Origin of the sequence: Streptomyces spinosus (assembly GCF_020400655.1) — a bacterium.
GTDB lineage: Bacteria > Actinomycetota > Actinomycetes > Streptomycetales > Streptomycetaceae > Streptomyces > Streptomyces argyrophylli.
On sequence record NZ_JAINRC010000022.1, the window covers coordinates 19837 to 46201 of the forward strand.

General features: G+C 72.9%; 29 protein-coding genes and 1 pseudogene. 16 read left to right on the plus strand and 14 right to left on the minus strand.

The window, feature by feature from the left end; all coding sequences use genetic code 11:
• Window positions 1-16: 16 nt before the first annotated feature.
• Together LG395_RS34095 and LG395_RS34100 are read right to left on the minus strand one after the other, a co-directional pair.
• Window positions 17-385 (minus strand): nuclear transport factor 2 family protein, encoded by a 369-nt coding sequence (locus LG395_RS34095; RefSeq protein ID WP_225812520.1) that lies wholly within the window; start codon window positions 383-385, stop codon window positions 17-19.
• Window positions 386-417: 32 nt separating this feature from the next.
• Complete coding sequence (locus tag LG395_RS34100) at window positions 418-1347, minus strand: NADP-dependent oxidoreductase (protein ID WP_225812522.1); 930 nt, start codon at window positions 1345-1347, stop codon at window positions 418-420.
• Window positions 1348-1486: 139 nt separating this feature from the next.
• Between LG395_RS34100 and LG395_RS34105 the strand changes: the two genes are divergently transcribed.
• Window positions 1487-2524 carry a TIGR03571 family LLM class oxidoreductase gene (locus tag LG395_RS34105; RefSeq protein WP_225812524.1) on the plus strand — a complete coding sequence of 346 codons (1038 nt, stop codon included), beginning with the start codon at window positions 1487-1489 and terminating at the stop codon, window positions 2522-2524.
• Window positions 2525-2654: 130 nt separating this feature from the next.
• Here LG395_RS34105 and LG395_RS34110 read toward each other — a convergent pair whose 3' ends face one another.
• From LG395_RS34110 to LG395_RS34120, 3 genes and pseudogenes are all read right to left on the minus strand, one after another.
• A complete protein-coding gene (locus tag LG395_RS34110) occupies window positions 2655-3152 on the minus strand; it encodes a peptidylprolyl isomerase (RefSeq protein ID WP_225812527.1) in 498 nt (165 codons plus the stop codon).
• Between the two features lie 88 nt (window positions 3153-3240).
• Window positions 3241-3600, minus strand: a pseudogene (locus tag LG395_RS34115) (phosphopantetheine-binding protein); the annotation flags it as partial.
• A gap of 27 nt (window positions 3601-3627) precedes the next feature.
• Window positions 3628-4341, minus strand: coding sequence for an HAD family hydrolase (locus LG395_RS34120; RefSeq protein ID WP_225812529.1), 714 nt, complete (start codon window positions 4339-4341; stop codon window positions 3628-3630).
• A 403-nt stretch (window positions 4342-4744) separates the two neighbouring features.
• Here LG395_RS34120 and LG395_RS34125 point away from each other — a divergent pair, with 403 nt between their 5' ends.
• The 9 genes from LG395_RS34125 to LG395_RS34170 all read left to right on the plus strand — a co-directional run bounded on the left by LG395_RS34125 (window position 4745) and on the right by LG395_RS34170 (window position 14150).
• Window positions 4745-5359 carry a ScbR family autoregulator-binding transcription factor gene (locus LG395_RS34125; RefSeq protein ID WP_225812531.1) on the plus strand — a complete coding sequence of 205 codons (615 nt, stop codon included), beginning with the start codon at window positions 4745-4747 and terminating at the stop codon, window positions 5357-5359.
• 185 nt (window positions 5360-5544) lie between these two features.
• The gene (locus LG395_RS34130) at window positions 5545-6150 is read left to right on the plus strand and encodes an ABC transporter ATP-binding protein (protein WP_225812533.1); all 606 of its coding nucleotides are present in this window, start codon (window positions 5545-5547) and stop codon (window positions 6148-6150) included.
• On the plus strand, window positions 6147-6989 hold the full coding sequence (locus tag LG395_RS34135; protein WP_225812535.1) for an ABC transporter permease: 843 nt from the start codon (window positions 6147-6149) through the stop codon (window positions 6987-6989). Before LG395_RS34130 ends, LG395_RS34135 begins: the two co-directional genes overlap by 4 nt.
• A gap of 115 nt (window positions 6990-7104) precedes the next feature.
• Window positions 7105-7998: a phytoene/squalene synthase family protein gene (locus LG395_RS34140; RefSeq protein ID WP_225812537.1), complete on the plus strand. Its 894-nt coding sequence runs from the start codon at window positions 7105-7107 to the stop codon at window positions 7996-7998.
• A gap of 18 nt (window positions 7999-8016) precedes the next feature.
• Window positions 8017-8991 carry a polyprenyl synthetase family protein gene (locus LG395_RS34145; protein WP_225812539.1) on the plus strand — a complete coding sequence of 325 codons (975 nt, stop codon included), beginning with the start codon at window positions 8017-8019 and terminating at the stop codon, window positions 8989-8991.
• Between the two features lie 97 nt (window positions 8992-9088).
• On the plus strand, window positions 9089-9301 hold the full coding sequence (locus tag LG395_RS34150; RefSeq protein WP_225812541.1) for a hypothetical protein: 213 nt from the start codon (window positions 9089-9091) through the stop codon (window positions 9299-9301).
• 639 nt (window positions 9302-9940) lie between these two features.
• Window positions 9941-10213, plus strand: coding sequence for a hypothetical protein (locus tag LG395_RS34160; protein ID WP_225812543.1), 273 nt, complete (start codon window positions 9941-9943; stop codon window positions 10211-10213).
• Window positions 10214-10806: 593 nt separating this feature from the next.
• Window positions 10807-13224 carry an SdrD B-like domain-containing protein gene (locus tag LG395_RS34165; protein ID WP_225812545.1) on the plus strand — a complete coding sequence of 806 codons (2418 nt, stop codon included), beginning with the start codon at window positions 10807-10809 and terminating at the stop codon, window positions 13222-13224.
• Between the two features lie 215 nt (window positions 13225-13439).
• Window positions 13440-14150, plus strand: a complete 711-nt coding sequence (locus LG395_RS34170) for a hypothetical protein (RefSeq protein WP_225812547.1) — start codon at window positions 13440-13442, stop codon at window positions 14148-14150.
• 4 nt (window positions 14151-14154) lie between these two features.
• On the opposite strand, the gene LG395_RS34175 is transcribed toward LG395_RS34170, so the two are convergent.
• Window positions 14155-15492 carry a right-handed parallel beta-helix repeat-containing protein gene (locus LG395_RS34175; protein WP_225812549.1) on the minus strand — a complete coding sequence of 446 codons (1338 nt, stop codon included), beginning with the start codon at window positions 15490-15492 and terminating at the stop codon, window positions 14155-14157.
• A gap of 99 nt (window positions 15493-15591) precedes the next feature.
• Between LG395_RS34175 and LG395_RS34180 the strand changes: the two genes are divergently transcribed.
• A complete protein-coding gene (locus tag LG395_RS34180) occupies window positions 15592-16749 on the plus strand; it encodes a Dyp-type peroxidase (protein ID WP_225812550.1) in 1158 nt (385 codons plus the stop codon).
• A 161-nt stretch (window positions 16750-16910) separates the two neighbouring features.
• Here the strand turns inward: LG395_RS34180 and LG395_RS34185 are convergent, their stop codons facing one another.
• The 4 genes from LG395_RS34185 to LG395_RS34200 all read right to left on the minus strand — a co-directional run bounded on the left by LG395_RS34185 (window position 16911) and on the right by LG395_RS34200 (window position 19686).
• Window positions 16911-17240 (minus strand): MazG-like family protein, encoded by a 330-nt coding sequence (locus LG395_RS34185; protein ID WP_225812552.1) that lies wholly within the window; start codon window positions 17238-17240, stop codon window positions 16911-16913.
• Window positions 17241-17391: 151 nt separating this feature from the next.
• Window positions 17392-18099: a B3/B4 domain-containing protein gene (locus LG395_RS34190; protein ID WP_225812554.1), complete on the minus strand. Its 708-nt coding sequence runs from the start codon at window positions 18097-18099 to the stop codon at window positions 17392-17394.
• A 71-nt stretch (window positions 18100-18170) separates the two neighbouring features.
• Window positions 18171-18818 carry an FMN-binding negative transcriptional regulator gene (locus LG395_RS34195; protein ID WP_225812556.1) on the minus strand — a complete coding sequence of 216 codons (648 nt, stop codon included), beginning with the start codon at window positions 18816-18818 and terminating at the stop codon, window positions 18171-18173.
• A gap of 31 nt (window positions 18819-18849) precedes the next feature.
• Window positions 18850-19686, minus strand: a complete 837-nt coding sequence (locus tag LG395_RS34200; protein ID WP_225812558.1) for an EamA family transporter — start codon at window positions 19684-19686, stop codon at window positions 18850-18852.
• Window positions 19687-19802: 116 nt separating this feature from the next.
• On the opposite strand from LG395_RS34200, the gene LG395_RS34205 reads away from it, so the two are divergent.
• A complete protein-coding gene (locus LG395_RS34205; RefSeq protein WP_225812560.1) occupies window positions 19803-20387 on the plus strand; it encodes a helix-turn-helix domain-containing protein in 585 nt (194 codons plus the stop codon).
• Window positions 20388-20582: 195 nt separating this feature from the next.
• Here LG395_RS34205 and LG395_RS34210 read toward each other — a convergent pair whose 3' ends face one another.
• From LG395_RS34210 to LG395_RS34225, 4 genes are read right to left on the minus strand one after another with little or no spacing between them, the layout of a single operon-like run.
• Complete coding sequence (locus LG395_RS34210; RefSeq protein WP_225812562.1) at window positions 20583-20855, minus strand: hypothetical protein; 273 nt, start codon at window positions 20853-20855, stop codon at window positions 20583-20585.
• Between the two features lie 19 nt (window positions 20856-20874).
• Window positions 20875-21324, minus strand: a complete 450-nt coding sequence (locus LG395_RS34215; RefSeq protein ID WP_225812564.1) for a hypothetical protein — start codon at window positions 21322-21324, stop codon at window positions 20875-20877.
• Complete coding sequence (locus LG395_RS34220; RefSeq protein WP_225812566.1) at window positions 21321-22334, minus strand: metallophosphoesterase family protein; 1014 nt, start codon at window positions 22332-22334, stop codon at window positions 21321-21323. Before LG395_RS34220 ends, LG395_RS34215 begins: the two co-directional genes overlap by 4 nt.
• Window positions 22331-22885, minus strand: coding sequence for a cupredoxin domain-containing protein (locus LG395_RS34225; protein ID WP_225812568.1), 555 nt, complete (start codon window positions 22883-22885; stop codon window positions 22331-22333). Before LG395_RS34225 ends, LG395_RS34220 begins: the two co-directional genes overlap by 4 nt.
• A gap of 596 nt (window positions 22886-23481) precedes the next feature.
• Here LG395_RS34225 and LG395_RS34230 point away from each other — a divergent pair.
• The 4 genes from LG395_RS34230 to LG395_RS34250 all read left to right on the plus strand — a co-directional run bounded on the left by LG395_RS34230 (window position 23482) and on the right by LG395_RS34250 (window position 26279).
• A complete protein-coding gene (locus LG395_RS34230) occupies window positions 23482-24081 on the plus strand; it encodes a sigma-70 family RNA polymerase sigma factor (RefSeq protein WP_225812570.1) in 600 nt (199 codons plus the stop codon).
• A 25-nt stretch (window positions 24082-24106) separates the two neighbouring features.
• Window positions 24107-24904 carry an anti-sigma factor family protein gene (locus LG395_RS41320; RefSeq protein WP_308071476.1) on the plus strand — a complete coding sequence of 266 codons (798 nt, stop codon included), beginning with the start codon at window positions 24107-24109 and terminating at the stop codon, window positions 24902-24904.
• Between the two features lie 425 nt (window positions 24905-25329).
• Window positions 25330-25860 carry an ATP-binding protein gene (locus LG395_RS34245; protein WP_225812572.1) on the plus strand — a complete coding sequence of 177 codons (531 nt, stop codon included), beginning with the start codon at window positions 25330-25332 and terminating at the stop codon, window positions 25858-25860.
• A 2-nt stretch (window positions 25861-25862) separates the two neighbouring features.
• A complete protein-coding gene (locus tag LG395_RS34250) occupies window positions 25863-26279 on the plus strand; it encodes a hypothetical protein (protein WP_225812574.1) in 417 nt (138 codons plus the stop codon).
• Window positions 26280-26365: the final 86 nt, after the last annotated feature.

Sequence of the window (26365 nt, forward strand, 5' to 3'; positions counted from 1 at the left end):
GTGGAGCGCCGGCCGGTCAGTGATCGGTGACGAGCGTGTAGCGGACGGTCTGGGCCTGGATGAGTCCGTCGCGGAAGACGAAGGTGTCGACGCCGTCCTCCACGCGGCGCCCGGCCGGGCTGGCCGCGGACCATTCGAGGAACAGTACGTCGCCGGCGAACTGCGGCCTCAGTTCCCAGTCGGCGTCCGGGAGATCCGCCAGCAGCCTGCCGATCGCCTCTTTGACCCCTTCGCGGCCGTGCAGGGTGCCGGACGGTGTGATGAAGACGGCGTCCTCGGCGTAGTTGGCGGCGACGCGGTCGAGATCCCCCGTGCCCAGGCGCGCACCGTGGTCGGCGAAGACCTCCCGCGGACGACGGTGAACCGATGGGGTGGGTGTTGCCATGACGTGCTCCTTCGCACAGAAGCCGGGGCCGTTCAGCGCCCGGGGACCGACAGGACGAGCTTTCCCCTGGTGTGACCGCCCTGGCTGACGCGCCACGCTTCCGCCGCCTCGGCAAGGGGCAGGACACGGTCGACGTGGACGGTCAGCCGGCCCGCGTCGGCCAGGGCGGCCAGGGCGTCGAGATCGGTCCGGTCCGGCCGCACCCACACGTAGTGCCCGCCCCTGGCGGCGGCTTCCGGATCGACGACGGAGGCCAGCCGGCCGGGGTCCTCCAGCAGGTCGAGCGAGACGTCCACCGCGTCGTGCCCGGCGAAGTCCACAGCGGCGTCCACCCCTTGGGGGGCCTGCTCACGGACACGGTCACGCAGACCGGGCCCGTAGGCGACGGGGACGGCGCCCAGGGAGCGGACGAACTCGTGGTTGCGCTCGCTCGCCGTCGCGATGACCCGTGCCCCGAGGGCGGTCGCGATCTGGACCCCGAACGAGCCGACACCCCCGGCCGCGCCGTGCACGAGCACCGTCTCGTCCGGCTGGAGGCCGACGCGCCGGACGGCCTGGTAGGCGGTGAGCCCCGCGAGGGGTACGCCCGCCGCTTCCTCCCAGGTGAGCGCGGCGGGCTTGGGGGCCAGCAAGCGTACGTGCGCGGAGACCAGCTCGGCATAGGCGCCGAGCTGGGCCCAGTCCTTGCGGATGTAGCCGAAGACCTCGTCGCCGGGGGCGAACTCGGTGACGTCGAAGCCCACGCGCTCCACGACCCCGGCCACGTCCCAGCCGGGAATCAGCGGGAAGCCGGTCTCCATGACGGCGTCGAGCCGGCCTTCGGCCAGCTTCCAGTCGACCGGGTTGACCCCGGCGGCCTTCACGCGGACGAGGACCTCGCCGGGTGCCACTTTCGGGTCCGGCAGCTCCATCCATTCGAGGTCCTCGCTACGGCCGTACCGGCGCAGTGCCATGGCTTTCATGAACGGACGTCTTCCTTTCAGGCGGCGACGGCGATCGAGGCGTCGTACGATACTTGCGTACAACGTATATTGCAATCGCCGGTATGCTGCATTCGACAATAGAAGGCGTATGCAACTGATGCGACTAGGTGCCCATCTGATGTCTCCCACTCCCACCGCACTCGAGCGGCTCGTGAACCCCGCGGGCCTGCCGACCCTGGGCCTCGAGCTCCCCCTCGACAATGACTGGGGCCACTCGCGCCTGCGCGCCGACCGGGCCGCCGGCCGTCCCTTCGGCGTGCCCGACCTGACCCGTCACACCGAACTGGCACGCCTCGCCGACACCTTGGGCTTCGCGGCCCTGTGGGTGCGGGACGTGCCCCTGTACGATCCCGAGCAGTTCGGCGACGCCGGCTCCGTCTTCGAGGCGTTCACCCATCTGGGTAATCTCGCGGCCGTCACCGAGCGGGCCGTGCTCGGCACCGGCGCCATCGTGCTGCCGCTGAGGCAGCCGCTGCTCGTCGCCAAGGCGGCGGCCACCGTGGACGTCCTGTCCGGCGGCCGGTTCGTCCTCGGCCTGGCCAGCGGCGACCGGCCGGTGGAGTACCCCTTGTTCGGCGAGGACTTCGAGACCCGCGGTGCCACGTTCCGCAAGGGCGTGGACATCCTGCGCGAGGCCTGGGCCACCCGTGCGAGCGGGCGGGGCATGAGCCTGCCGGACCTCGGACCCGGCGCCGGACGCCATCTCGAGGTGCTGCCCAAGCCGACGGGCCGCTCCGTTCCGATCGCCATCGCGGGCCATGCGCAGCAGTCCGCGGAATGGATCGCGCGGAACGCCGACGCGTCCCTCAACTACCCCCGCCCCCTGGGAGCCCTGCGGCTGAAGACCCGCGAGTGGCAGCAGCTCACCGCCGGGGCCCCCAAGCCGTACCTGACCCCCATGCAACTGGACCTCACCGAGGACCCGGCGGCCGCCGCGACGGCGATCCGGCTCGGCCTGCGCACCGGGCGCGAGGCCCTGATCGAGCACCTGCGGGAGATGGGCGCCCTCGGGGTCGGCCACGTCTCCTTCAACCTGCGCCCCGGCGACCGTCCCGTCGAGGAGGTCCTCGGGGAACTGGCCGAAACGGTGCTCCCGCACTTCCCGGCCCCCGGCCTGGCGCCCGCGGCGGAGGCGGACCCCGTCACCGCGCTCTGACGTCGGTCGCGCTTCCCCCGGGGCACGCCGACCCCCGCCCGGCACCCGTCACGGGCGCATACGGGCCCGCCGGGGCCGCCGAGGACGTGTCGCGTGCGCGACACCCTCGGCAGCCCCGGCGGCGGACGGGTCAGAGCTGGCCGGACTCCGCGATGGTGATCTTCGCGGAGGTACGGCCGCTGGAGGAGCCGAGGGACTCGATCCTCTTGACGAGCTCCATGCTCTGGGTGTCGGCCACCTCGCCGAACACGACGTGCTTGCCGTCGAGCCAGTCGGTCACGATGGTCGTGATGAAGAACTGCGAGCCGTTGGTGTTCGGGCCCGCGTTGGCCATGGACAGCAGGCCCGGCCGGTCGTGCTTGAGGGTGAAGTTCTCGTCGGCGAACTTCTCGCCGTAGATGCTCTTGCCGCCGGTGCCGTCGCCCCGGGTGAAGTCACCGCCCTGGAGCATGAAGGCGGGGATGACACGGTGGAACGAGGAGCCCGCGTAACCGAAGCCCTTCTCGCCGGTCGCCAGGGCGCGGAAGTTCTCCGCCGTCTTGGGAACCACGTCGTCGAACAGGTTGAAGACGATCCGCCCGGCGGGCTCGTCGTTGATGGTGATATCGAAGTAGACCTTGGTCGTCATGCCCCTATCCTGACATTCCACCGGGCACCGCTCTCACATGCGGGTCCACCTCCGGCCGTCGCGCCGAGGGGAGACGGCGTGGCCCGGATCAGCCGGACCCCTCCCCGGCGGCCAGTTCCGTGAGCAACGCCCGGACGGTCGGCCGGCGGTACAGGTCCCTCAGCCGTACGGCGGGCAGCCCCTCGGCGCGCATCGCCGTGCCGATGCGGATGGCGAACAGCGAGTTGCCGCCGAGTTCGAAGAAGTCGTCGTCGGGACCGACGGGCACGCCCAGCACCCTGCTCCACACCGCGCTCAGCCGGTCGGCGAGGCCCTCGTCGGCCGGGGCCGGGGCGTCCGGCCGGACGGCCCGCGTCAGGACGGGCTCCGGCAGGCGGGACGCGTCGAGCTTGCCGTTCGCGGTCAGCGGCAGCGCGGGCAGCGCCGTCACCGTCGACGGCACCATGTACGCGCCCACCGCCGCCGGTCGCCCTCCCTAGGGTTCCGGCGCCGCCCCCGGGGTGCCGGGGGAGTGGGCCCAGGACAGCAGTTCGGGGGTGTCCAGCGACGGTAACCACAGGTCGGGCCGGATGGCGGCACCGTCGTCCGGTGGCCGGGGGCCGACGCCCAGGACCCGCAGCCCGGCGCGGCGGGCCGCCTCCACACCGGTCAGGGAGTCCTCGACGGCCAGCGCCCGGTGCGGGCGGACACCACAGAGCCGGGCCGCCTCGGCGTACAGGTCCGGGTGCGGCTTGGGACGCAGGCGGTCCCCGGTGTCGGGGGCGACGATGTGCCGGAAGTGCGTGCGCAGCCCGGCCCGTTCCAGGCTTCCTTCCACCACCACTCTCGGGCAGTTGCTGGCCACCGCCAGCGGCAGCCGGGCGGAGAGCAGCCGGACGAGCCGGACCGCCCCGGGCATCGTCACCGGGTCGTCGGTGACGAGCTCCAGGAAGTGGTCGAGAAGCGCGGCCGTCAGCCCTTCCGCCAGCTCGGGCTTGTGCACCGACCGCGCCATCAGCCGGCCGCAGTCCTCGTAGTGCAGGCCAGTGGCCTGCTCCGCGAACCCAGGCGGTGGCTGGAGCCCGTACTCCCGGAAGGCGCGGTTGCGGGCCTCCCGCCAGTGTCGTTCGCTGTCCATCAGGGTGCCGTCGCAGTCGAAGACGACGGCTTCGGGCGACCATTCGAGAAGATCGTGGGCCGTGGGGTTCACGAGGGCCTCCTACGCGTCCGTACGCATGGCATACGACATTCACGGCCATCCGCAGGAAACGGGAAAGATAGTGACGGCTACGTTATTTCCGTCAGGTCGCGTCGGGCAATGACACTATTCAGTGACTCGACGGCGCCGGAATCCCGGCGTATGGCCGCGTGGCGGCGACAGTGGGCGGCCGGCGCCCGGGGAACGTCAACACTGGTTACCGCGCGCACCAGTTGGCACACGGGCGCGACCGTGCCGCACCCGGCGCGAACCGGTGCCCTTTACCACCCGACCGCATTCCCTATCGAAAGAAATACGCAATTTACCGCACGCGTGTGACCTGTTTTGCGCCAGGCGTACGCTGGCGCACTAAATTCATGGCCGGCGGAAAAACCGAGCGAGGGCGGACGATACGTTGCAGGAACGGGCGAAGGCAACCCGTAGATCACTGCTGGAGGCGGCTGCCGCGCTCTTCGCCGAACAGGGGTACGCGGCCACCAGCGTCAACGACATGAGCGCCAGGTCGGGCCGCACCAGCGGCGCCGTCTACTTCCACTACGCCGGCAAGGAGGGCATCGCCGTCGCCGTCGTCCAGGACCGGTTCGCCACGTGGTCACAGCTCTCCGCGCGCTACGCGGACGAGGCGGTCCCCCCGGTCGAGCGGCTCGTCGCCCTCAGCTACGACATCGCCCGTGCCCTCGCCGAGGACCCGGTGACGCGGGCCGGCGCCCGCCTGTGGGCCGAGCGCGCCACCATCAACGCCCCCCTCCCCGACCCCTTCGCGCTGTGGACCGCCGCCGCCACGCGACTGCTCGCGCAGGCCCGGCTCGCCGGCCATCTGCACGCGCACATCCGCCCCGCCCGCACGGCCCGGACCCTGGTGCGCGCCTTCTTCGGCCTCTGCGCCCTCACCGAGGCGCTGGAAGGCACGGCCGTCCTCACCGACCGCCTGACGGACTGGTGGCAGCTCACGCTCCCCTCCCTCCGCCCGCCCCCGGCACCCGGCGAGGACCCGCCGACGGCGCGGTGACGCCCGGCGCTCGCCATCCGGACCTCCTCGCGCCGCCCGGCGCCGCGTTTACGACGCCGCCTTCACCCGTGCGAGGTAACCGGCCGTCCAGGCCGTGCTGTTGACCATATGGGATGCCTAACCTGGCCGTGACAGCGAGTGGCCGGCAGCGAGTGCGGCGCACGGACTGCGGGCCTGGGGGTGCGGTGGAGGTCAGGGGAGTGCGTCACGCGTACGGTCGTCGTGAGGTCCTGCGAGGCGTGGACCTCCTGCTGCGGCCCGGGGTGCTGGCCGGGATCGTGGGGGAGAACGGCGCGGGCAAGTCGACACTGTTGAAGATCCTGTCCGGCGAACTGCGCCCGCAGCGCGGCACGCTCCGTCATGCGGGCCGCTTCGGCTACTGCCCGCAGGACGTGGTGATCAACGATGCGCTCACCGTGCGCCAGCACCTGGAGTTCTTCCGTGTCGCGCGGGGGCTGCCGGACCTGCGGCACGCTGGGGACGTCATGGACGCGCTGCGGCTGACGGAGTACGCCGACGAGCGTGCCGGCCTGCTCAGCGGCGGCACCCGGCAGAAGCTGAACCTGACCCTGGCACTGATGCACGACCCGCAGGTGCTGCTGCTCGACGAGCCCTACCAGGGTTTCGACTGGGACACCTACCAGCGCTTCTGGGACCTCGCGGCACGCCTGCGCGACGCGGGCCGCTCCGTCCTGGTCGTCTCGCACCTGGCCTACGACGCCGATCGCCTGGACGAGTCCTGGCGGCTCCAGGACGGCGTCCTGCACCCCGGGACGGCGGTGCCCGCGTGAGGCGACACCTGCGTCTGTTCCTCACGGCAGCCCGCTTCGACCTGATCGAGCACGCCCGCAACAGGCTCGCCACGGTCCTGGTCGCCCTGTTCATCCCCTCCTGGATCAGCCTGGCCCACGCCGTCATCCCCAGCAGGACCGTCACCTTCAGGCTGCGCGCGACCGGCCGGCTCCTGGAACCCGCGGGCAACCAGATCACGCAGATCACCGGCGCCATCAACGCCGTCACCCTGATCACCGGCTTCATGATGTTCGCCGTCACGTTCAACGGCGGGCGCTTCGACCGCCGCCTGGCCATGGCCGGCTACCCCCGGGTCCACCTCGTCCTCGCCAAGACCACCTCGCTCACCCTGGCCTCCGCCACCATCGCGGCCTACGCCACCGCGGTGATCCACATCGCCTGGAGCCCGCGCCAGCCCGTGGCACTCGCCGCGGCCCTGTTCTGCGGAGCCATGACCTACGGGGCCCTCGGCGTCGTCTTCGGCTCCCTGCTGCGCCGAGAGGTGGAGGGCATGTTCGCCCTGGTCATGACCAGCCTCGTCGACGTCGGCCTGCAAAGCCCCCTGGCGAGCGGCGGCACCGGAAGCGCGGCCGTGCGGCTCCTGCCCACCTACGGGACCATGCAGGCCGCCACCGCAGCGGGCTTCACGCGCACACTCCCGCCCGGCGAGCTGGCCGTCCAGATCCTGTGGTTCGCCGGCGCCGCCCTCCTGGGCCTGCTCGCCTTCCACCGCCGCACCAGGGACGCCCTGACCGCGAGACCAGCCGTCCGGCTGCCGTGGCCGCCCGGACGCCGGCAGCCGGTGCGCCCCGCCCGGGCCACGTCGGCGCCCCGCTGAACGACCGTCCCGGCGCGACAGCTCACAAGTGCCCTGCGGGGACGCCCCGCGCCCTCGTCGCCGAGCGAAGTCCCGGCCCCCGCACGGGATCCGGTCGAGTGGAAAGAGTTCACAGATGCTGGTAGAGCGATGGCTGGACGCGGCGGGTGTCACCGATCCCGTCCTGCGGCACTGCTACACGGTGTGCGTGCGGGAGCTGGCCGGCGCGGACGGAGGGACCGCCCGCTGGCACGGCCTGCGCAGCGCTCCGGCGGCCGCCCGGCCGTACGTGGCGGCACTGCTGGCGCACGGCCACCGTGCCGACCTGTGCGTGGACAGCGGCCCGGTCGCGGACCGCCGGCGCCGCTTCACCGACTTCGCGGACGCCACCTGGGCGGCCTTCGCCGCCGGCGGCTCCCCCGACCCCGTCCTGCACGCCACGGTCCACACCTACCGGGCCTTCGGTCTGCCGCTGTCGGTGGTCGAGGACATGTTCGACGCGATGCGGCGGGACCTCGACTTCCGTGACTTCGCCACGTTCGAGGAGCTGCGCCGGTGGTGCGTGCGGATGACCGGTGGCTCGGTGGCCATGGTCTACCGGGTGACCGGTGCCGTGACCGGACCGGAGGACGAGCCGCGGGTACGCGAGTTGTCCGTGTGCGCACAGCTGACGGACGCGTTGCGGGACCTGTCGGAAGACCTCGACGACGGGCGCCTCTACCTGCCGCTGGAGGACCTCGACCGGTTCGGCGTGCGCGCCGAGGACCTCAAGGCCAAACGCTGGACACCGGCCATGGCCGACCTCATCGCCTTCGAGGCCGCACGGGTCACCGAGCGGCTGGACACGGCCGCTGAAGCGGACCACGGCCCGGTCAGCGCCCTCCGGCACGCCCACCACGAGCACATGGCGCTGGTCGTCGCGGCGGTGCTGGCCGCGGGCCGGGACGTCCTCACCCGGCCGGTGGAGCCGCCCCTGGGCACGCTGCTCAACGTGTGGCGCCCCGTCATGCGCGCCGTGATCCCCTGCTGACCTGTGAAAGGACGCGCCATGTCCCTTGCCGTGACTGCCACCGGCGACACGTACATCCCGCTCCTGGAGGCCGAACTGCTGCGCTGGGTGGGCAGCGGCGACAGCATGCTGGAGCTGGCCTGCCTGGACGCGCTGTTCCCCACGGGCAAGCTCCTGCGCCCCGTCCTGTGCGTGGAGTCGGCCAAAGCCGTCGGCGGCACCGCCGACCAGGTGCTGGCCTTCGCGGCCGGCATCGAGTGCCTGCACGTCGCCAGCCTCGTCCACGACGACATCGTCGACCAGGATCCGGTACGTCGCGGGAGGGCCTCCACCGCCGAGCAGTACGGCCTCGCCGAGGCCCTCGTGGCAGGCGACGGACTGTCGATGGCGGGAATCGCGGCCCTGCTCGGCTCCGGCCCCGCCGACCGCGTACTGCACGCGGCACGGGTCACCGTCCAGGCCCTGCGGCGGATGTGCCAGGGCATCATGCGCGAGACCGAGATCCGCGGCGACCTGACCTGCAGAGTGCCGACCGCCCTGAACGTCATGGAGGCGAAGACCGCCGCGCTGACCGGTGCCGCGTGCCAGGCCGGGGCGATCCTGGCCGGCGCCACCGCCCCGCGGCACCAGGCCCTGCGCCGGTACGGGGAACAGCTCGGCATGGCCTTCCAGATCCGTGACGACTTGCTCCCGTACACCGCCGAGGACCAGGTCACCGGCAAGACGGCCACCAGCGACGTCGCCAACCTCCAGCCCACCCTGCCCGTCCTGCTCGCCTACGAAGCCGCCGACGAGGCCGACCGGAACCGCCTGACCACCGTGTTCCGCGGCGGCACCGACCCCGTCACCGCCCACCGGGACATCCTCGCCGTGCTGACGCGCACCGGTGCTCTCACCGAGGCGGCCCGGATGGCATCCTCCCGCGCCGAACGGGCACGCGCCGAACTCGCCGGTCTGCCGGCCGCCGGTCGGCTGGCCGAACTGGCCACCTCGGCGGCCGACCGCCGGCGCTGACACCGGACCGGCCGCCGGGAGACGGGAACGGCGCCTCACCGGGTACGTCAAGGGACTCGGTCTCATCGGCCGGCCGATCGGGGGCAGACGCGTACCCATGGACACCGCCAAGCTCGAACTCGCCGCTCAGCGCTACCGAGAAGCCGAAGCCGCCCTCGACGCGGCGCGCGCCGACCTCCAGGCCGAAGCCGTCGCCTGCCTGCGCACGACCGACGAACGCGACGCGCAGGACACCGTCGTCCGCATCACCGGCTGGACCCCCGGGTATCTGCGCGAACTGGTCACGAGCGGCGACGAGACCACCGCGTGAGCGCGCGCCCGGCCTCTTGCCCCTGACCCGAGGGTCAAGGCTCAGCGTCCGGGCATGAACGCGACCCATCGTCTCGTACGTCTGGCCCGCCGCCCCGCCGCCCCGCCGCCCCGCCGGCCCCGGGCGACTTCACCCTGGCCAAGGCGCCCCTCCCTCGGGCCGGGGCCGGCCAGGTGCTCGTCCGGAACACCCATTTCCTCGTCTTCCCGGGCCTGCGCACCCTCATCGGAGGCGAGACCCGCGATGTGCCGCTGCCGCCGCTGCACCCCGGCGACACCCTGCTCGGCCCCGCGACCTGCTGGCCATGGGCCTCACCCTCGACGACCTCCGCCGCCGCGTCCACCGCCTGGACCTCCTCGTCCAGGACCCACCCACATCCGGTGGCTGCGGCTCCGGGGGGCCCAGCGACGTCGTGGCCGATCGCCTCGCCGCCCTGGACGCGGAGATCGCCCGTCTCACCCGCCTACGGCAGAGCCTCGCGGCGGCTGCGGGCGGCCCACGGGACGCCCCGGCCCCGCCGGCCGTCCCCCGCGACGGCACCGGCCCCCCGAGCCCGAGTGCTGAACCGCGACCGACCGGGCCCGGCACCGGAGCCGTACCCGGCCGGGCGCTGTCAGTGGCGGATGCGAGGCTGAACGGATGGACCGTTACGAGGAGCAGCTGCTACGCCGCCGGGTCTACGGCGCCGACCCCGACCAGCCGGGCCCGCGGCCGGACCGGCGCTACGCCGAACTGGTCGGTGGACCGCTGGACGGCCTCCTGCTCGACATCACCGGCTGGACACACGGCGAAGTCGGCGCCGGCGTCGCGCTGGCCACCGAGCTGGGGCGGTTCGGCACCGGTGGCCGGGCGATGTACGACCCGCGCCCCGGTGACCCGGCCCGCTTCGACTGGGCCGGCGACACTCCATGACCCGGTCCGTCGCACAGGTGGCCGAGTGCGGACGCCCGTGGAAAAGCGAATTCTCCGCAATCACCGGGCGCGGGGATCGCGCCATCCGGCCTGTTTCGGCCGTCAAGTCGGTTGTCGCACCTTCTTCCGGTCGCCATTCTCCGAGCGCCCGGAAAATATGGCGTATCCCAAGGGATGCGCGGGGTTCGGGAGTTCTGCTGGTAGCGCCGGGACTCCGGGGATAGGATATCGCGCGACGCACGGAAGGGCGGTCGGTCAGGCCGGGGGTGGGGGGCGAAGACGCCGTGATCGAGCTGGATGAGCACGCAACTCAGGCCGGTCCGGCGCGAGTTCGCGAACGTGCGTTCGCGTTCTCCGGCTCGCGACGCTTACAACTCGCCCACAATCCCCCCGCATGATCACCGCAAAGCGGTCCACGCGACAGCAGTGGGCCCTTTTTTCTTCCGTGCCGTCTCCTTCGTTTTTCCGACGACAGAAATGTGGAGTGTGATGCCGTGAACCGACTCGGCAGAGATACGCGCCGGTTACCCCGGAGGCTCGCGGAGCCGCCGGCGCGCATCGCGTTATCCGTTCTCTTGCTGGCAGGCGGCGCCGTGGGAGCGACGGCGGGACCGGCCGCCGCCTCGAGTGCCGACGGCACGCTCACCGTCGAGGTGCTGCGCGACTTCTTCGGCACCGGCGTGGTCAACACGACGATGGACGTGCCGCAGCGGGGCATGAAGGTGGAGGTCTCCGACCCCGCGGGACACGTCGTCACCGGCGTCACGGACGCCACCGGGAAGGTCGTGGTGCCGCCGTCGAACGTGCTGGGCGGCGGCCGGTACCGCGTCGACGTCGGCATCCCGGCGCCGTACGACGGCCATCTGCGGGCGGCGCCCGCGTCGACGGCGGACAACCACTTCGACAGCTTCACGTCGTTCGTGGACGTCTCGGACGGCAAGAACGCCTCGGTGGTGACAGGGGTGTGGGACCCGGCCGACTACGCGCTCCCCGACACGCGGTACTTCGTGCCGGTCCACAGCGGCCCCAACAGCACGGACACCCGGGCACTGGTGGCGTTCGGGACGAAGGTCCGGGGCACGTGTCCCACCGATGTGGCGTGCCCGGCCACGCTGGCCACGCAGGACCAGGTGGGCACGACGTTCGGGCTGGCGTACGACACGCAGCGGACCCGGCTGTTCCAGAGCGCGTTCGCCCGCCGGTACGCCCCGTACGGACCGCAGGGCGGGGGCGCGATCTACACGGTGCCGCTCGACGGCGAGGGTGCGCCGAAGCTGTTCGCGCGGGTGCCCGGCGCCACGGTGACGCGGCACGACACCGCCAACATGGTCAAGGACGCCGGGTTCACCGACGCCCCGGGCAAGGAGAGCATCGGTGGCCTGGCCCTGTCGGAGGACGGCTCCACGCTGTACGCGGTGAACCTGAAGACCCGCAGCCTGGTGAGCTTCGACGCGACAGGGGCCACCGCCGCCGCGCCCGAGTCGACGGTCCCGATCCCGGACCCGGGATGCGCGAGCCCCGGCGACTGGCGGCCGTTCGGTCTCCAGGCGCACGACAACACGCTGTACGTCGGCGGCGTGTGCAGCGCGGAGAGCACGCAGCAGCGTGCGGACCTGAAGGTCTTCGTCTCCACCTACGACGGCGAGCGGTTCACCACGGTGCTGAGCCACCCGCTCACGGACCGACGCGGCACCGTCTTCGGCGCCGGCGACAAGGCCACCCACTGGAACCCGTGGAACACCAGCCTGGACACCTGGGACGACCGGAAGGCGGGCAACGTCTTCATCGATCCGCAGCCGGAGCTGTCCTCCCTCGCCTTCGGCCGCGACGGCTCGATGATCCTGGGTTTCCGCGACCGGTTCATGGACGTGCTCAGCTGGGGCGGTCTGGACCCGCGCCCGGGCAACGACACGGCGGAGAACGGCATGTCCGGTGGTGACATCACCATGGTGTGCGCCACTCCCACCGGTGAATACCAGTGGGAAGGCACCGGGAACTGCCCCAACCACGCCACCCCCGCCAACAACGGCGGTCAGCCCGCCGATGTCGTCGAGTACTTCCCGGGCGACTTCTACGCGGGCGCGCACCAGGAGACCGCGCTGGGATCGGTGGCCTACATCCCGCAGCAGCAATGGGTCGTCAGCACGGAGTTCGACCCGGTCGTCAACGTCGCGACCTCGGGGACCGGGTACCACGACATCACGACCGGTCAGGGCCCGGGCAACGACCCGAACGCCAACGGGTTCCAGTTCGTCAGCCGGGAACAGGGCGGGTTCGGCAAGGCCGGCGGGCTCGGTGACATCGCGTACGCGGCGGCGAACGCGCCGATCCAGATCGGCAACGTCGTGTGGTTCGACGGCGATCACAACGGGATCCAGGACCCGGGACACGTGCTGCTGCCGGGGGCGACGGTCGACCTCCTGGACGCGGACGGCGAACAGGTCGCCACGACCAGGACCGACGCCGCCGGCGAGTACTACTTCGGTGGTGTCGGCGCCGCGTACGAGCTCACGCCGGGCGCGAAGTACACGGTGCGGTTCGACGTGTGCACCGCGGACACGAGCAAGGTGCCCGAGCAGCCCCCGGCGAGCGAACTGAGGTTCACGCTCCCGCGGGCCGGTGCCGACCGGGCGCACGACTCCAACGTGACCCCGCCGACCACCGGACCGTTGTGCAACGGCTACGCGCCCGTCACGGCGCCGGACAGGCCGGGCGGCGTCGATCACACGATCGACGCCGGGGTGTACATCCCGAAGGAGACACCGACGCCGACCCCCACACCGACGCCGACCCCCACCCCGGCGCCGACTCACACACCGACAGCGCCCCCGACGCCGCCGGCGTCCGGGCCTCCCGCCGACCACCCGGCCCCGGCCGGTGGCGGCGGAGGCTCGATGGCGGACACCGGTACGTCGGGGCTGATGGAGATGATCGGCATGGTGGGTCTGTTGGTGGGTGCGGGCCTGGTCATCGCGTTCGTGACGCGGAACCGGCGCGCCCGGCAGCACTGAACGAACCCCACGACGGTGGTCCGCCCGTCCGCGATCCGGACGGGCGGATCACCGAGTGCCCTGCCGAGCCCGTGACGGCCCGACGGCCGGTGATCGGAAGGATGAATCGGAGAGTGTCAGCGAACCGCGTGCGGAGCATCAGGGCCCGGCCGGCTCCACCGGGTCGTCCGGCGGGCCGGCGCCGATGGCCTCGGTCACGCCGGGCGGCGGTCGTCATGGGCGTCGTGGCCGTCGCCGCGGCCGCCGTGGTCGCGTTCCTGGTCGCCGACGGCGGCTCCGGCAACGGCGGTCCGCGCTCGCTGACGACGGAGGAGGCGAGCCGGCTCGCGATCACGCGCTTCCGCAACTACCAGGCGCGGGGCCGCGCCGTGACGATCACCGTGCCGGGTACGGCCGGCGGGCTGACCGTCACCGGATCCGTAGACTACCGGCGCAAGGTGGGCTACGGCGTGGTGCACGGCACCGGGCGCGACAGGTCCGGCGACGGGCTGATCCAGTGGACGCCCACCTCCGTGCACGTCCGCCCGATGCCGCACGCCCCCGCGCACGCACCCTCCTCGCCGCCCCGTTCGGGCTGGTACGACCGCCCGCTGCTGTCGTCCGGCAGCGCGCTGGACACCTCCCTGTCCATCACGCTCGGTCTCGGCGGCGACCGGCCGGACAACGCCCAACTGCTGCCGCAGAACGGCGCCGCCTGGTGGGGGCGGGAACAGGTGGACGGGCGCCGGGTGGACGTGATGACCGGGCCGTCCGCGCCCGGCCGTTCGGGTACGACGGGCAACGTGCGCTACTGGATCGGCTCCGACGGCACCATGTACCGGGTCCGCGTCAGGGTGGGTTCGCAACCGGAGCCGGTAGTCATCGATTTCGGCACCCACACGTACGTTCCGGTCGAGCCGGTACCCGGTGTCTCCCCGGCCCGGTGACAGTTCAGGACGTCCGCACCCGCGCGTTCGCGGCCAGCAGGGACGCCGGCGGCACCCGGATGTCCTCCGTCTTCGGCAGTTCCGGGACGGGCGGGACGACGGTGGCTCCCGCGGTGGCGGCGTCGGGGAACTGCGGCTGCGGAGCAGGCGCCGCGACCTCGGTGAAGGGGATGCCGCCGGGTGCCGTCGGCGCCGCCCACGTGCCGCCCGGCGAGGACGACCCGGCCGGGGCCGGGCAGGCCGCGGCCGTCGCGAGCCGGGCGGGCACGGTGCTGCGCAGACGGTTGCCCCGCAGGCAGTTGCCCCGTCCCCGCGTGGCGGTGGGGAACGTCCAGCCGACGTCGACGCCGTTGCCGGTGAACGTGTTGTCCACGATCTGGTTGCCGACCGGAGGTATGTCGGCGGTCGCGGTGATCACCAGCCCGGCGGCGCTGTTGCCGGCGATGCGGTTGCGGACGAACCGGTTGCCGCTGCCGCCGTCGATGCCGGCGCCGGTGCCCCATCCGCCGTCCGCCTGCTCCGGCGTGGCCGTCTGCTGGTTGGCGGCGATCAGATTGCCCGCGATGACGGAGCCCTGCTGCGGGAGCAGTTTCTCCTGGTGGTCGGAGTCGGTGGTGAGTCCGACCCGGTTGCCGGCCAGGCGGTTGCCGACGACGTACATGTCCCCGCTGGCGTTGGTGCCTTCGTAACCGACCGCGTTGAGTTCGGCGACGTTGTCCCTCACCACGATGGCGCAGGGCTTGCACTGGCCGACGTAGATCCCCGAGTCGGCGCCTCCCGAGGCGTACGAGTGCTCGATGACACCGTTCTGGGCGGAGAACGCGTAGATGCCGTACAAGCCGTTGCGGGTGGCGGTCACGTGGGAGACCAGGAACGACTTCAGGAAGGTGACGGGCTCGTCCCCGGTGTCGTAACCGCCGCTTCCCCCCGGCAGGCCGGCGGCCGCCTTCGCCGAACCGGTGACCAGGACCCCGTTCTGCGTGTTGTTCCTCACGGTCAGGTTCTCCACGGCCACCCCGGGCGCCGACACGACCACGCCGTTCGGCTGCCGCAACCGCCCGTCGATGACGACCTTGTCCCGGGACAGTCCGCGAAGGGTGATGCGCTCCGTGCCGATCCTCACCGACTCGTGGTACACGCCCGGCGCGACCAGCACCAGGTCGCCGGGCCGGGCCACGGACACCGCATCCGAGATCGTCGGGGCGTCGGCGGGTACCCGGATCGTCACACGCGCACCGGCCGGACGCCGGCCCTTGCCCGATCCGCCATCGCCGCCGCAGCCTGCCACCAGGGTCAGCGTGCCCACTACCGCAGCCAGCACGCGAAGAGCTAATCGAGGCATGATCCCAGTCTGGCACGATGCCCGATCCGACGCCCAATCCCACTCCGGAATCACGAGGTTGACCCACACGTACGAAGCGGATGTGGCACTCTGCACCCCATGCGCCGAGCCGACCCCCACCCGTCACGCCGCATGTTCCTCGACGCCACCGGCGCGATGATGGCCGCCGGGCTGACCGCCGGGTGCACACCGGACTCCGCCCGGCCAGGCCGGCCCGGCCCTGCCGCGCAGGCCACGCCGGAGCCGGTTCCGGCGACGGGCCGCCATCAGGCCGGCATCACGCTTCCCCAGCCGGCCCAGCCCCACCTGCTCGCCGTGGTGGCCGACCTCGACGCCACCGCCGCTCCCGGCCCGTTGCTGGCCGAACTGGGGCAGGCCATCGGCGCACTCACCTCGGGAACCGACACGCGGCTGCTGGGCCTGCCGCCGGGTGACCTGACCGTGACCGTCGGGGTGGGCCCCCGGCTGGTGCGCGCGGCCGGTGCCTCGCTGCCCGGCGCGGCCGACCTCCCGCGGTTCGCCCGCGAGCGGATCGCCCCGCGCGCACGCGGCGGTGACCTGCTCCTGCAGATCTGCGCCAGCGACGCGCTGCTCCTACCGGTCGTCGCCGCCGCGCTCCTGGACCACGCCGGTGACCGCGTCCGCGAACGCTGGCGTCAGTCCGGACGCCGCGGGACGAACGTGTCCGTCGGCAACGGCCTGACCGCGTCCCGCAATCCGCTCGGTTTCATCGACGGCATCGTGGGTCCCCACACGACCGCCGAACGAGAACGCGACCTGTGGCTGTCCGGGCCCCCCGCGGTCGCCGGCGGCACCCTGGCCGTGCTGCGGCACATGGAACTCGACCTGCCGCGGTTCGCCGCCCTGTCCGTAGCCGAACAGGAAGCGGTCCTCGGGCGGCGCCGGGCCAGCGGCGTGCCCCTCTCCGGAGGCACCGCCGCCTCGGGCCCGGAACTCGGAGCCAAGACACCGGACGGGCGCTACCTCGTCCCCGCGGACGCCCACGTGCGCCGAGCACACGCCAACGTGGTCGGGGTCGGGCTCATGCTCCGCCGCTCCTACAGTACCGACCAGCCGGCCCCCGGCCTGCTGTTCATCAGCTTCCAGAACGACCTGCGGACCTTCACCGCCACCCTCACCCACATGGAGACCTCCGACGCGCTGCTGCCCTTCACCACCACAACCGCCGGCGGGACATTCCTGATCCTTCCCGGCTTCGACCGGCAACGCCCGCTCGGCTCCCGGCTGTTCGGCTGACCGGGCAGCCGACGCCGGCCGCGCGGCCGACCCCGCCCCGCAAGGACCGCGAGACCCCGCCCGAACCGCCCGACGTCCTCCACGCGGCCGCCCGCCCCTGAAGGGCACGAGCGGTCGCGGCACGGTCGGCGGAACGGCCGGGCCGGGGCCTCGCCGGAGGGTCACTGCGTGGCGGACGGGGGGCCGAAGGTGCGGACGGCGATCGCGTCCAGCTTCGCTGCCAACGTGGCGGCCGGATCGGGGCTGAAGCCGTGCAGTGCCACGGCGGCGGTGACGATCACGTCGCACAGCTCGTCGGCGACGTCGGCCGACGTGTGGGTGACGCCCTTGCGGGGGTTCTGCCCGGTCAGACCGACGTACGCCTGCCCGACCTCGCCGACCTCCTCGGTGAGCTTGATCAGGCGCATCGCCCGCTCGTGCTCGTCACGGCCGTTCGCCCTGTCGAGCCAGTCGACCAGACGGCCGATGGTCTCCCACTGCTCCGGGGTCATGTACGGGTTTCCTCTCGTGTCATGGATCAACCGTTCGACGACGCCGGCATCCAGCCGCCGCCGACCGACGCGACGGCCGACTCCTTCGGCCCGGGCCGAGGCCATGGCCGGGATCCTCAGGGAACATTCCATCGGCCGGCTGGGGAGGGCTTCAGACCGTGACCCGGGGCTGTTCGCGGGACAGGTGGTGCACCCGGGTGCGGTCGGTGTGCGGGGCCAGCAGGTCCCGCAGTTCAGCCGCGGCGGCCTTGAGGAGGTGTCCGTCGCGGGTCGCCTGGAGCGTTTCGAGGACGAAGGCGACGCGGATGGAGTCCTCGGTGACGCGGGTGCGGTGGGCGTCGCGGTGGTTCCAGTGGCGGGTCAGTACGTCGGTGGCGTCGGTGTAGACGATCTCGCCGGGCCCCGGGTGCTCGGTGGTGCCGGGTTCGCCGAGCGGGGTGAAGGTCTCGCTGCCGTCCGCGTGGCGGATGTCGACGTCGCCGGTGACGTGGTCGAGGTCGAAGGCGCCGGCGGGCAGTCCGTGGCGGACGGAGACGGCGTTGTAGGAGTCGACGGCCGGGTTGATCCGGGGCAGCGTGCCCTTCTTGGCGAACCGGCGTCCGAGGGCGTCGACGCTCGGCCGGATGCGGCGGGGGTTGGTGCCGAAGGAGCGGTAGGCGGTGTGCCACGCCTCGATGCGCGGGTCGTTCTCGTCGGCGGGCTGCCAGACGCCGTCGGCGAGCTGCCGCTCCAGGTCCTCGAGGGCGGCGGTGGTCGCGGGCCAGGGTTCGTGGCCGCGCAGCCCGGTGGCGGTGACGACGGCGACGAGGGTGTCGGGGAAGGCGTCGGCGACGGCGGGGCCGAGGCGGAAGGTGGTCATCGTGCGGGGTCCGTTCCAATGGGGAGGAGCCGAGAGGGCCGAAGGGGCGGGGTGCCGGGCCGGGGCCGGGGTCAGGCTTTCCAGGTGCCGATGCGGTCCAGGCGGCGGATCTGCTGGGCCGCGGTGGGCGCGTCCAGACCGGTGCCGCGCTCGGTGAGCCGGCGGGCGGTGTCGGTGCGCTGCTCGACGGGCTTGTGGTCGTCGTACTTGAACTTCGCGCGGACCTCGGTGACCTCCAGGCGCAGGCCGCGGATGCCGGGCAGCATCCGCCCGTACGGTGGCCGGCCGGGGTCGATCGGGGCGTGGTCCCCGTCGGGCTGGAAGTGGGCCATCTGCCGGCGCAGCAACTCGGCCTTGGCCTCGGGGTCGTCGACGACCGTGGCCCGGCAGGTGAACTGGACGGCCGCGTAGTAGCTGGTCGGAACGCCGTCGGTGGGCGGGACACCGGGCCGGGCGCGCCAGGTGCCGGGGACGAAGGCGTAGTCGCCGGTGACGGTGAAGGTGACGTCCGGGCCGGACTCGATCGCCTTCCAGACCGGGTTGGGCCGGGCCAGGTGGACCAGCAGGGCGTTGCCGTCGACGGCGAAGTGGGTGGGTACGACGACGGGAGCCTGGCCGGGCGGGCCGTTGACGCTGAGGACGCCGAAGTCGTGGCCGTCGGCGATCCAGGTCTGCCACTCGGCGTCGTTCAGGGCGGCGTCCCAGGGCTGGATGAACATGCGCGGTCCTTCCGGGGCTCGGTGCGGGAGGTCAGGTGAGGGCGAGGAGGCCGACGGCGACGGCGGCGGTGCCCAGGCCGATCAGCTGGCCGCGGTGGATCCGCTCGGCGAGGACGCCGCGGGCGAGCAGGACGGTACCGGCCGGGTACAGGGCGGTGATCACGGCGACGACGGCGAGGTCACCGCTGCGGGCGGCGAGCAGGAACAGCAGGTTGGCGACCGAGTCGAGCACGCCGGCCGCCGCTGACATGGCGTACGCCGGCTTCTGCGGCCCGAGCCGCCGGAACGTCAGCCCGACCGCGGCCAGGGTGACGGCCGAGGACACGGCGCGGCCGGTGATCAGCGGGCCGACGCCGCTGTCGGAGGGGGCCTGGTGCAGGAAGACCAGTTGCAGGGCGATGGCGGCCCCGGCGCCGAAGGCCAGCAGCAGCGCGGTGCGCGAGGGGCGGGTGCCGCCGGCACCGTGTCCGGCGCTGACCAGCACCACGGCCGCCAGCGCCAGCGGCAGGCCGATCAGCCCGGCCGGCCCCAGGTGCTCGCCCTGCAGCAGCCCGACGCCGACCGGCAGCATCGCCGAGACCAGCGCGGTGACCGGGGACAGGACGTTCATCGGGCCGATCGCCAGCGTGCGGTAGAGCAGGGCGAACGCGGCCGCCGAAGCGACGCCGGACGCCGCGCCCCAGGCGAGGGTGGCGGAGGAGAAGGAGGCGCCGAGGAAGGGCCACAGCAGGAGCTCCACGGTGAGTGAGGCCGGGGCGGCGACCATCACGGTGCGCAGCACGTGGGCCTTGCGTGCGCCGAGCCCGCCGAGGAAGTCGGCGCATCCGTAGGCGAGGGAGCTGCCCAGGGCCAGCAGCAGAGCGGTCACGGTACATCCCTTACTATCAATGGAACGACTACACCGTACAGTGCACCGACCGAGAGTCGTCAACCGAACGACCGCGCGGTGCAGTGCACTGATCCACTGGCTGAAGGGTGATGGTGATGGCCGAGACTGAGGCGGCGTTGCGGACGCTCGCGCACAACGTCCGTGCGGCCCGTACCCGCGCCGGGCTGTCCCTGGACGAACTCGGCCGGCGCGCAAAGATCAGCAAGGGTGCCCTGGTCGCCCTGGAGAAGGCCCAGGGCAATCCGAACTTCGCGACCCTGGTCCGCCTCGCCGACACCCTCGGCATCTCGGTGTCCGCGCTGATGGAAGGCCCTGCCGAAGGCCGCGTCCGGGTGGTGTCCGCCGATGCCGTCACGCCCCTGTGGAGCGGGGCGAAGGGCGGCGAGGCGCGCCTCATGCTCACCACCTCGGGACCGGCCCCCGTCGAGGTCTGGCGCTGGAGACTGGAACCGGGGGAGGAGTACCCCAGCCATCCGCACCAGGCCGGCGTCGTGGAGACGGTCAGCGTCACCGCGGGCGAGATGGTGCTCGTCGTCGACGGCACGGAGCATGTCGTCGAGGCCGGGCAGACGGCGACCTTCGACGGCGACGCCCCCCACACCTACCGCGGCGCGGGCACCGGCACCTGTCACCTGATCATGACCGTGCACATCCCGCCGGGCCCCGGCCCGGCGAGCTGACGCCTGCCGGGGCGCCACGGTGGCCGCGCCCGGCAGGCTCCGGCGGCCGGCGGCTTGGGAGGTCCGAGGCGTCCCGGGCACCGCTGCCCGGCTCCGCGCCCGGCGGTCATGCCTTCACGCCGGCGCACAGGGGTGCACCGGCGTGAAGGCGAAACCGCGCGGTCGCTCGCGTTCTCCGCGGCAGCCGGGTGCCGGTCAGCGCGGCGCGTGGCCGAGCAGGATGGCCCGCAGTTCCTGGTCGGTGATCTGCTCGGCGGGGCGGTGGAGCACCCAGCGGTGGGGTTCGCCGTCCATGGGCAGCACCGCGACGACGGTCTCCAGCCGGTGGTGGCCGGCCGTGCCACGGCTGAGCTGACGGATGACGACGGCCGTGTCGTCGTCCAGGTCGAGCAGGGCGCGTACGGCGTCGCCGAGTTCCCGCAGGCGCGGGCTCGGCCAGGCGATCCCTGGGCGTGGTTGCAGGTACATGGGATGTCCCTCGGGTGGTTCAGCCGGGTGGTGTGCGGGTGGTGGCCCAGGCGGCCGTCCCGACGGGCGGCCGGGCAGCGCGGGGACGTTCGGCCAGGGTCGCCTGCCAGGCGGCGAGGAGCAGCAGCGTGCCGGTCTCGGCGAGGAGGCTGAGGACGGCTTGCGGCGCGGGTCGCAGACCGTGCTCGGTGAACCCGAACACCCCGACGGTGCGCGAAGCGGCGAAGCCCGCCAGGGCGCCGAGCGCGACGCCCGCCGCGGCGATCCTCAGCAGCAGGGGCGGTGTTCCGATCAGCAGCAGGACGGCGAGGGCCAGGGAGGCGCCGGCCTGGAGCAGGAACAGGGGGCCGATGACGGGGACGGAGCGGTAGCCGTCGAGGTAGAGCCAGGCGTGGAGGTATCCGCCGGCGGCGAGGCTCGCGGCGGTCGCCGTCCGCAGGGCGGGGGCGAGGAGCCGTCGGGCGGTCATGCGAGCCTCTGGTCCGTGATGGCCAGTTCGCGCTCGCCCCGGCGGTAGCCGACGGTGCGGATGCCGAGTGCCTCCTTGAGCTGCCGGGCCGGGACGACCTGCGGGGTGGGGGCGGGAGCACGGCCCGGGTGGGGCAGGGGGTAGGCGGTGGTGGTGGCGGAGTGGAAGGTGATGTTGCCCTCCGTCTTGGTGAAGAGCTGGTGGACGTGCCCGTTGAGGCAGGTGACGGAGGAGAAGCGGCGCAGGAGGGCGATGACCTTCAGGGCGTCGTCCGTGCTCCAGCCCCACCGCGGGTACATGGCGAACAGCGGGATGTGGCTGAAGACCACGATGGGGGTGTCCGACGGCACTCCGGCGAGGTCCCTGCGGACGAAGTCGATCTGGGCGTTGCCGAGGTGGCCCAGCTTCTCCAGGCTCAGGGTGTTCACCAGGGCGATGAAGTGCACGCCGTGGGTGTCGAAGCTGTACCAGCCGTCGCCGAGCGTGCCCGCGCCGAAGGTCCGCCGGTAGGCGCGGCCCGCGTCGCCGATGGAGTCGTGCTCGCCCGGCACGGTGAAGACGCGGTCCGTCCGCATCCCGCTCATCATCTGCTTGACCTGGTCGAACTGCCCGGCCGTGGACAGGTGGGTCAGGTCACCGCTGTGCATCACGAAGTCGGGCCGGAAGCCGAGCGTGTTGACCTGGTGGATCGCCTCGGAGAACGAGCCGGCCACATCCATGTTGGCCGGGCCCTGGAACCCGATGTGGCTGTCGGAGACCTGCACGAACCGCAGCGCCCCGCTCTTTGCGGCGGCGGCCCCGGCGCTGCCCCCGGCGGTGCCCCCGGAGGTGCCTTCGCGGGCGTCGGCGATCTGGCTGATCACCTGCCCGCCGGCTACGGTCAGCACCACGGCGCCGCCGAACCAGGCCGTGTGCCGCATGAGTTGACGCCGGGTCATACCGTGCTCGCCGTCGGGCCGGCCGGTGTCGTCGGCCGGTGCCGCGTCGTGGGCGTTCCAGTGATCGGTCATCGGGTCACCTCCACGGTGGCGGTCATGAACGGATGGATGGTGCAGAGGTAGGCGTAGGTGCCGGGCTTGGTGAACGTGTGCCGGTAGGTGGCGTGGGTGGCCAGGGCGGCCGAACGCAGCGGGCCGCCCGAACCGGTGCTGGTGACGGTGTGGGCGTCGGTGTCCTGGTTGGTCCACGTCACCGTCGTGCCCACCTTGATCTTCAGCTTGGCCGGGGCGAACGCGAAGTTCCTGATCGCCACCGCGTCACCGGTGACCGGCGCGCTCCGCGCGGCCTTGGCCGAGGGGCTCATGGGCATGCTCATGCTCGGCATCGGTGAGGCGCCGGGAGCGGAGCCCGTCGCGCCGTCCGGCCCCGTGGCGCCGGACATCCCCGGCATCCGGTGCCGGCCCGGGCCGGGTGTGAGGGCGCCGGCTCCGGTTGCCGGGGAATGCGACGACTGGCCGCACGCGCTGAGGAGCCCCAGGGCGCCGCCGGTGGCGACGATGACGACGGCCATCCCGGCCGCAGCGCGTGACCGGCGGCCCGGCGCGCGAGATTTCTGGTACATGGTGTGCGTTCCTCGTTGATCAGGCGGGGAGGTGGACCGCGCCGGCTCGGCGCGCGACCCCGCGTGCAGGTGTGGTGGATGCCGTGTTCGCGGGCGCGTGGCCCGCACCGGCCGGCGGACGGGCGGGGGTGCGGGCCCGTGCGGGCCGCTCGCCCCGACGTGTCCCGCGCCGCACCTGTGCCCCTGCGCACCGCGACAGTGCGGGCGGGGCAGGGCGGACGGCGCCGGGAGCGCTTCCGTCGAGTGGCGTCTTCCGGCGGCCTCTGGCCCCTCCTTCGCGGTTCGGGGAACCGGTGAGGAATCGCGCCGGGGTCGGCTCTTGTCGGGCTTCACGGACGGCGGGGGCCGCACGGTTCGACGGATGCGCGTCTTTCCGGGACGAAATGTTTGCTTTTCCGGGCCCGATCGGTATCGGTGCAGGCCGGCCGCGGTGCCGGACGTCACGCAGGCCGGGTGCCGGCGGCGCCGCACGGCCCGGCGGGCACGCCTCGCCCACGAGGTACGCCTCGCCCACGAGGCACGCTGAGCGCCACCCGGTCCTCCTGGCATTCCGGGCATTACAGGACAAAGTTGTACATGTGCGCGACGATCGATTCATGCCCTGGAACCAAAAACGTGGCCCGCGGACCCGTCCGGATCGCTCCGCAGACCGTGTCTCTGGTGAAGGGACCCTTTCGACCGCGGACGAGGAACTGCTGCGCACTCTCTACGCCGAGCACGCGGGACCTCTGTTCCACTACGTACTGCGGCTGACCTCGGGAGACCGGCAATGGGCGGAGGACGTGGTGCAGGAGACACTGCTCCGGGCATGGCAGCACCCCGCCGCGTTCGACCCGGAACGCGGCCCGGCCCGGGCGTGGCTGTGCACGGTCGCCCGGCACCTGGTCATCGACGCCCACCGGGCCCGGCAGGCGAGGCCGGCCGAGACCGGGGGCGAGGCGCTGGAGCGGGCCGCCGAGCAGAATCCGGGCGAGGACGAGATCGATCAGGCACTGCAGAGCTGGGCGGTCGCCGACGCCGTCCGGTCGCTGTCCCCGGACCACCGCGCCGTCCTGCTGGAGACCTACTACCAGGGCCGGACCATGGCGGAGGCGGCACGCGTGCTGGGCATCCCGCTCGGCACGGTGAAGTCGCGGACGTACTACGCCCTGCACGCCCTGCGGCTGGCGTTGCAGGAACGCGGGATCGAGCCGTGACAGAGGGGTGCGGGAGGTGGCGACCGTGAGTGCGGAGCACGACGATCTCCGGCTGGCGCTCGGAGCCTACGTCCTGGGCACCCTGCCTCCGGAGGAAGCGGAACTGGTGAGTGCCCACCTCGCGCACTGCGCGGAGTGCCGGGCGGAACACGCCCGGCTGGCGGGACTGCCCGCGCTGCTGGCGACGGTGACCCTGGCGGAGGCTTCGGGGCGTGCGGCGCCGGCGGCCGACGGGGAGTTGGCCGACCGGCTGGTTGCACGGGCCGGCGAAACCGTGCGCGGTCCCTCACCCGAAGGGCCCGCGACGCCCGCCGAGCCCGTCACACCGCGGACCCCGGAGAGGGGTGTGCTGGAGAGGCTGCTCCAGCAGGCCGCGGCCCGGCGCCGCAGAACCCGGCGCCTGCAACTGGCCGGCGCGGCCGCCTCGGCGGTGCTCGTCGCGGCAGCGGCCGGCGGCACGTGGCTGGCCGCCGTCGGCACCGTGGGCAGCGTGGCGTCACCGCCCGGGCCGAGCGCGCCCACGTACACACGCACCTTCTCCGGAAGCGATCCCGCCACCGGCGTCTCCGCCTCCGTCAAGGTCTCGCCCTCCGTCTGGGGCAGTGTCCTACAGGTCTCCGCCAGGGGGGCGCCCGCCGGGACCACCTGCCGGCTGCAGGCGGTCGGGCCCGGCGGAGTCAGGGCGGACGGCGCCACCTGGTGGGCCGGCAAGTACCCGTCCGGCACCACGATCCCCGGAACGGTCGCCATGGCACCCGAGGCCATCCAGCACTTCGAGATCATCGCGGACAACGGCCAGAAACTGGTCACGATCCGGGCCTGACCCGGCGACGGCCGCCGGATGTGTTCGCGCGGCGTGTCGAGGGGTTGGGAGGGGGCTGGGCGGCTGGCGTGGGGTGAGCCGCCCGCGAGGGTAGGGAGCGGCCCGACGGCGGTCGTCGGGCCGAGCGCACGGCGGGACCAGGAGCCGGGAGCGGTCCGGGCGGCCGGTGTGTGCGGGGAGCCGCGCGTGACCCGCTGAGCAGCCCCGGTGAGCGCGTACGGGACCTCCGGTGTGCGGCTTCGAGGGGGCCGGTGCTCACGGCACCGGCCCCCTCGGCACGTGTCGGGCCACCGTCGCCGGCCGGTTCCGCCACGCGGTACGGCTGCGGTGATGGTGGGGGCCGTCAGCCGCAAGAAGTCGGGCAAAAAGGGCCAATCGCCCGAACCGTTCGGCATGCGCCACCCGTGGAACCACATGAGCGCGCCATGCAGGACCAGCCCGCCGGCAACCCGAAAGGTTGCTGCTGGTGGTCCACCCTCCCGGTCTCCGCACACTCACAGAAGAGCCAGAAGACCATGTTCCTCACCGACTCCCCCCGCACCGGTCCACAGCCCGGCCGGCCCTGCCACCACGAGGCGCTGCTCACCCTGCCCGCGCAGGAGGCGCACGTCGGCGCCGTCCGCCACTTCACGGCGGACATGCTGGAAGCCTGGCAGGTACCCGCGAGCGAGCGGGACTCCGCCGTCCTCATCGTCGACGAACTCGCCGCCAACGCCGCCCAGTACGGCCGCGAGCGCATGACCGTGCGGCTCAACCTCGACGACGGGACGCTGCACATCGTGGTCACCGACTCCGGCAGGACGGTGGAGCGCCACCGCCCCGACATCGCCCCCGACGAACACGGCCGCGGCACCGGCATCGTCCAGTACCTCGCCCAGTCGACCGAGGCCCACCAGACGGGCACCGGCCGCGAGGTCCGCGCCTGCCTGAGCGCCCGTCACGACCGGAAGGAGTGACCATGGACACCACTCCGGACACCGGCGAGGGCATCGACGTCCCTCCTGTGCACGAGGCGTACGCCAACGCGCCGGACCTGCGCCGCGAGATGCACCAGGTGCTCGCGCTCGAGGCCGAACGCGACGGCCGCCGGGCCGGGCCCGGTACCGGCTTCCCGGCCGACGCGACGGCCGCCGAACGCGCCCGACTGCTGCGCCGGGCCGCCCTCATGGACCGGCTGGCCACTGCCGCTCCCGGCCCCGGCCCGGTCGCGGCCGCCGCGGAAACCGCCGAACAACTCGTCCGGCACGACCGCCGTCACCCCGGTCTCGTGGCCGGTCCGTACCGTCCCGACGCGATCACGCACGCCCGCGGCGCCCGCCTCTACGTCCGCCAGGAGTACGCCGCCTGGACGGCTGCCGGGCGCCCCGGGACCTGAACCGACCCCGAGCCTCCCCCACCCGGCCAGGGGCCCGCCCCGACCCGGCCAGGGGCCCCGAGTCGACCGGAAGAAGGAAACATGAC

Bases quoted from the DNA above. Each gene is read 5' to 3' on its own strand.
- LG395_RS34095 (WP_225812520.1), bottom strand. From the start codon at position 385: ATGGCAACACCCACCCCATCGGTTCACCGTCGTCCGCGGGAGGTCTTC.
- LG395_RS34100 (WP_225812522.1), bottom strand. From the start codon at position 1,347: ATGAAAGCCATGGCACTGCGCCGGTACGGCCGTAGCGAGGACCTCGAA.
- LG395_RS34105 (WP_225812524.1), top strand. From the start codon at position 1,487: ATGTCTCCCACTCCCACCGCACTCGAGCGGCTCGTGAACCCCGCGGGC.
- LG395_RS34110 (WP_225812527.1), bottom strand. From the start codon at position 3,152: ATGACGACCAAGGTCTACTTCGATATCACCATCAACGACGAGCCCGCC.
- LG395_RS34140 (WP_225812537.1), top strand. From the start codon at position 7,105: ATGCTGGTAGAGCGATGGCTGGACGCGGCGGGTGTCACCGATCCCGTC.
- LG395_RS34145 (WP_225812539.1), top strand. From the start codon at position 8,017: ATGTCCCTTGCCGTGACTGCCACCGGCGACACGTACATCCCGCTCCTG.
- LG395_RS34150 (WP_225812541.1), top strand. From the start codon at position 9,089: ATGGACACCGCCAAGCTCGAACTCGCCGCTCAGCGCTACCGAGAAGCC.
- LG395_RS34160 (WP_225812543.1), top strand. From the start codon at position 9,941: ATGGACCGTTACGAGGAGCAGCTGCTACGCCGCCGGGTCTACGGCGCC.
- LG395_RS34170 (WP_225812547.1), top strand. From the start codon at position 13,440: ATGGGCGTCGTGGCCGTCGCCGCGGCCGCCGTGGTCGCGTTCCTGGTC.
- LG395_RS34175 (WP_225812549.1), bottom strand. From the start codon at position 15,492: ATGCCTCGATTAGCTCTTCGCGTGCTGGCTGCGGTAGTGGGCACGCTG.
- LG395_RS34180 (WP_225812550.1), top strand. From the start codon at position 15,592: ATGCGCCGAGCCGACCCCCACCCGTCACGCCGCATGTTCCTCGACGCC.
- LG395_RS34185 (WP_225812552.1), bottom strand. From the start codon at position 17,240: ATGACCCCGGAGCAGTGGGAGACCATCGGCCGTCTGGTCGACTGGCTC.
- LG395_RS34190 (WP_225812554.1), bottom strand. From the start codon at position 18,099: ATGACCACCTTCCGCCTCGGCCCCGCCGTCGCCGACGCCTTCCCCGAC.
- LG395_RS34195 (WP_225812556.1), bottom strand. From the start codon at position 18,818: ATGTTCATCCAGCCCTGGGACGCCGCCCTGAACGACGCCGAGTGGCAG.
- LG395_RS34205 (WP_225812560.1), top strand. From the start codon at position 19,803: ATGGCCGAGACTGAGGCGGCGTTGCGGACGCTCGCGCACAACGTCCGT.
- LG395_RS34210 (WP_225812562.1), bottom strand. From the start codon at position 20,855: ATGTACCTGCAACCACGCCCAGGGATCGCCTGGCCGAGCCCGCGCCTG.
- LG395_RS34215 (WP_225812564.1), bottom strand. From the start codon at position 21,324: ATGACCGCCCGACGGCTCCTCGCCCCCGCCCTGCGGACGGCGACCGCC.
- LG395_RS34220 (WP_225812566.1), bottom strand. From the start codon at position 22,334: ATGACCGATCACTGGAACGCCCACGACGCGGCACCGGCCGACGACACC.
- LG395_RS34225 (WP_225812568.1), bottom strand. From the start codon at position 22,885: ATGTACCAGAAATCTCGCGCGCCGGGCCGCCGGTCACGCGCTGCGGCC.
- LG395_RS34230 (WP_225812570.1), top strand. From the start codon at position 23,482: ATGCCCTGGAACCAAAAACGTGGCCCGCGGACCCGTCCGGATCGCTCC.
- LG395_RS34245 (WP_225812572.1), top strand. From the start codon at position 25,330: ATGCAGGACCAGCCCGCCGGCAACCCGAAAGGTTGCTGCTGGTGGTCC.
- LG395_RS34250 (WP_225812574.1), top strand. From the start codon at position 25,863: ATGGACACCACTCCGGACACCGGCGAGGGCATCGACGTCCCTCCTGTG.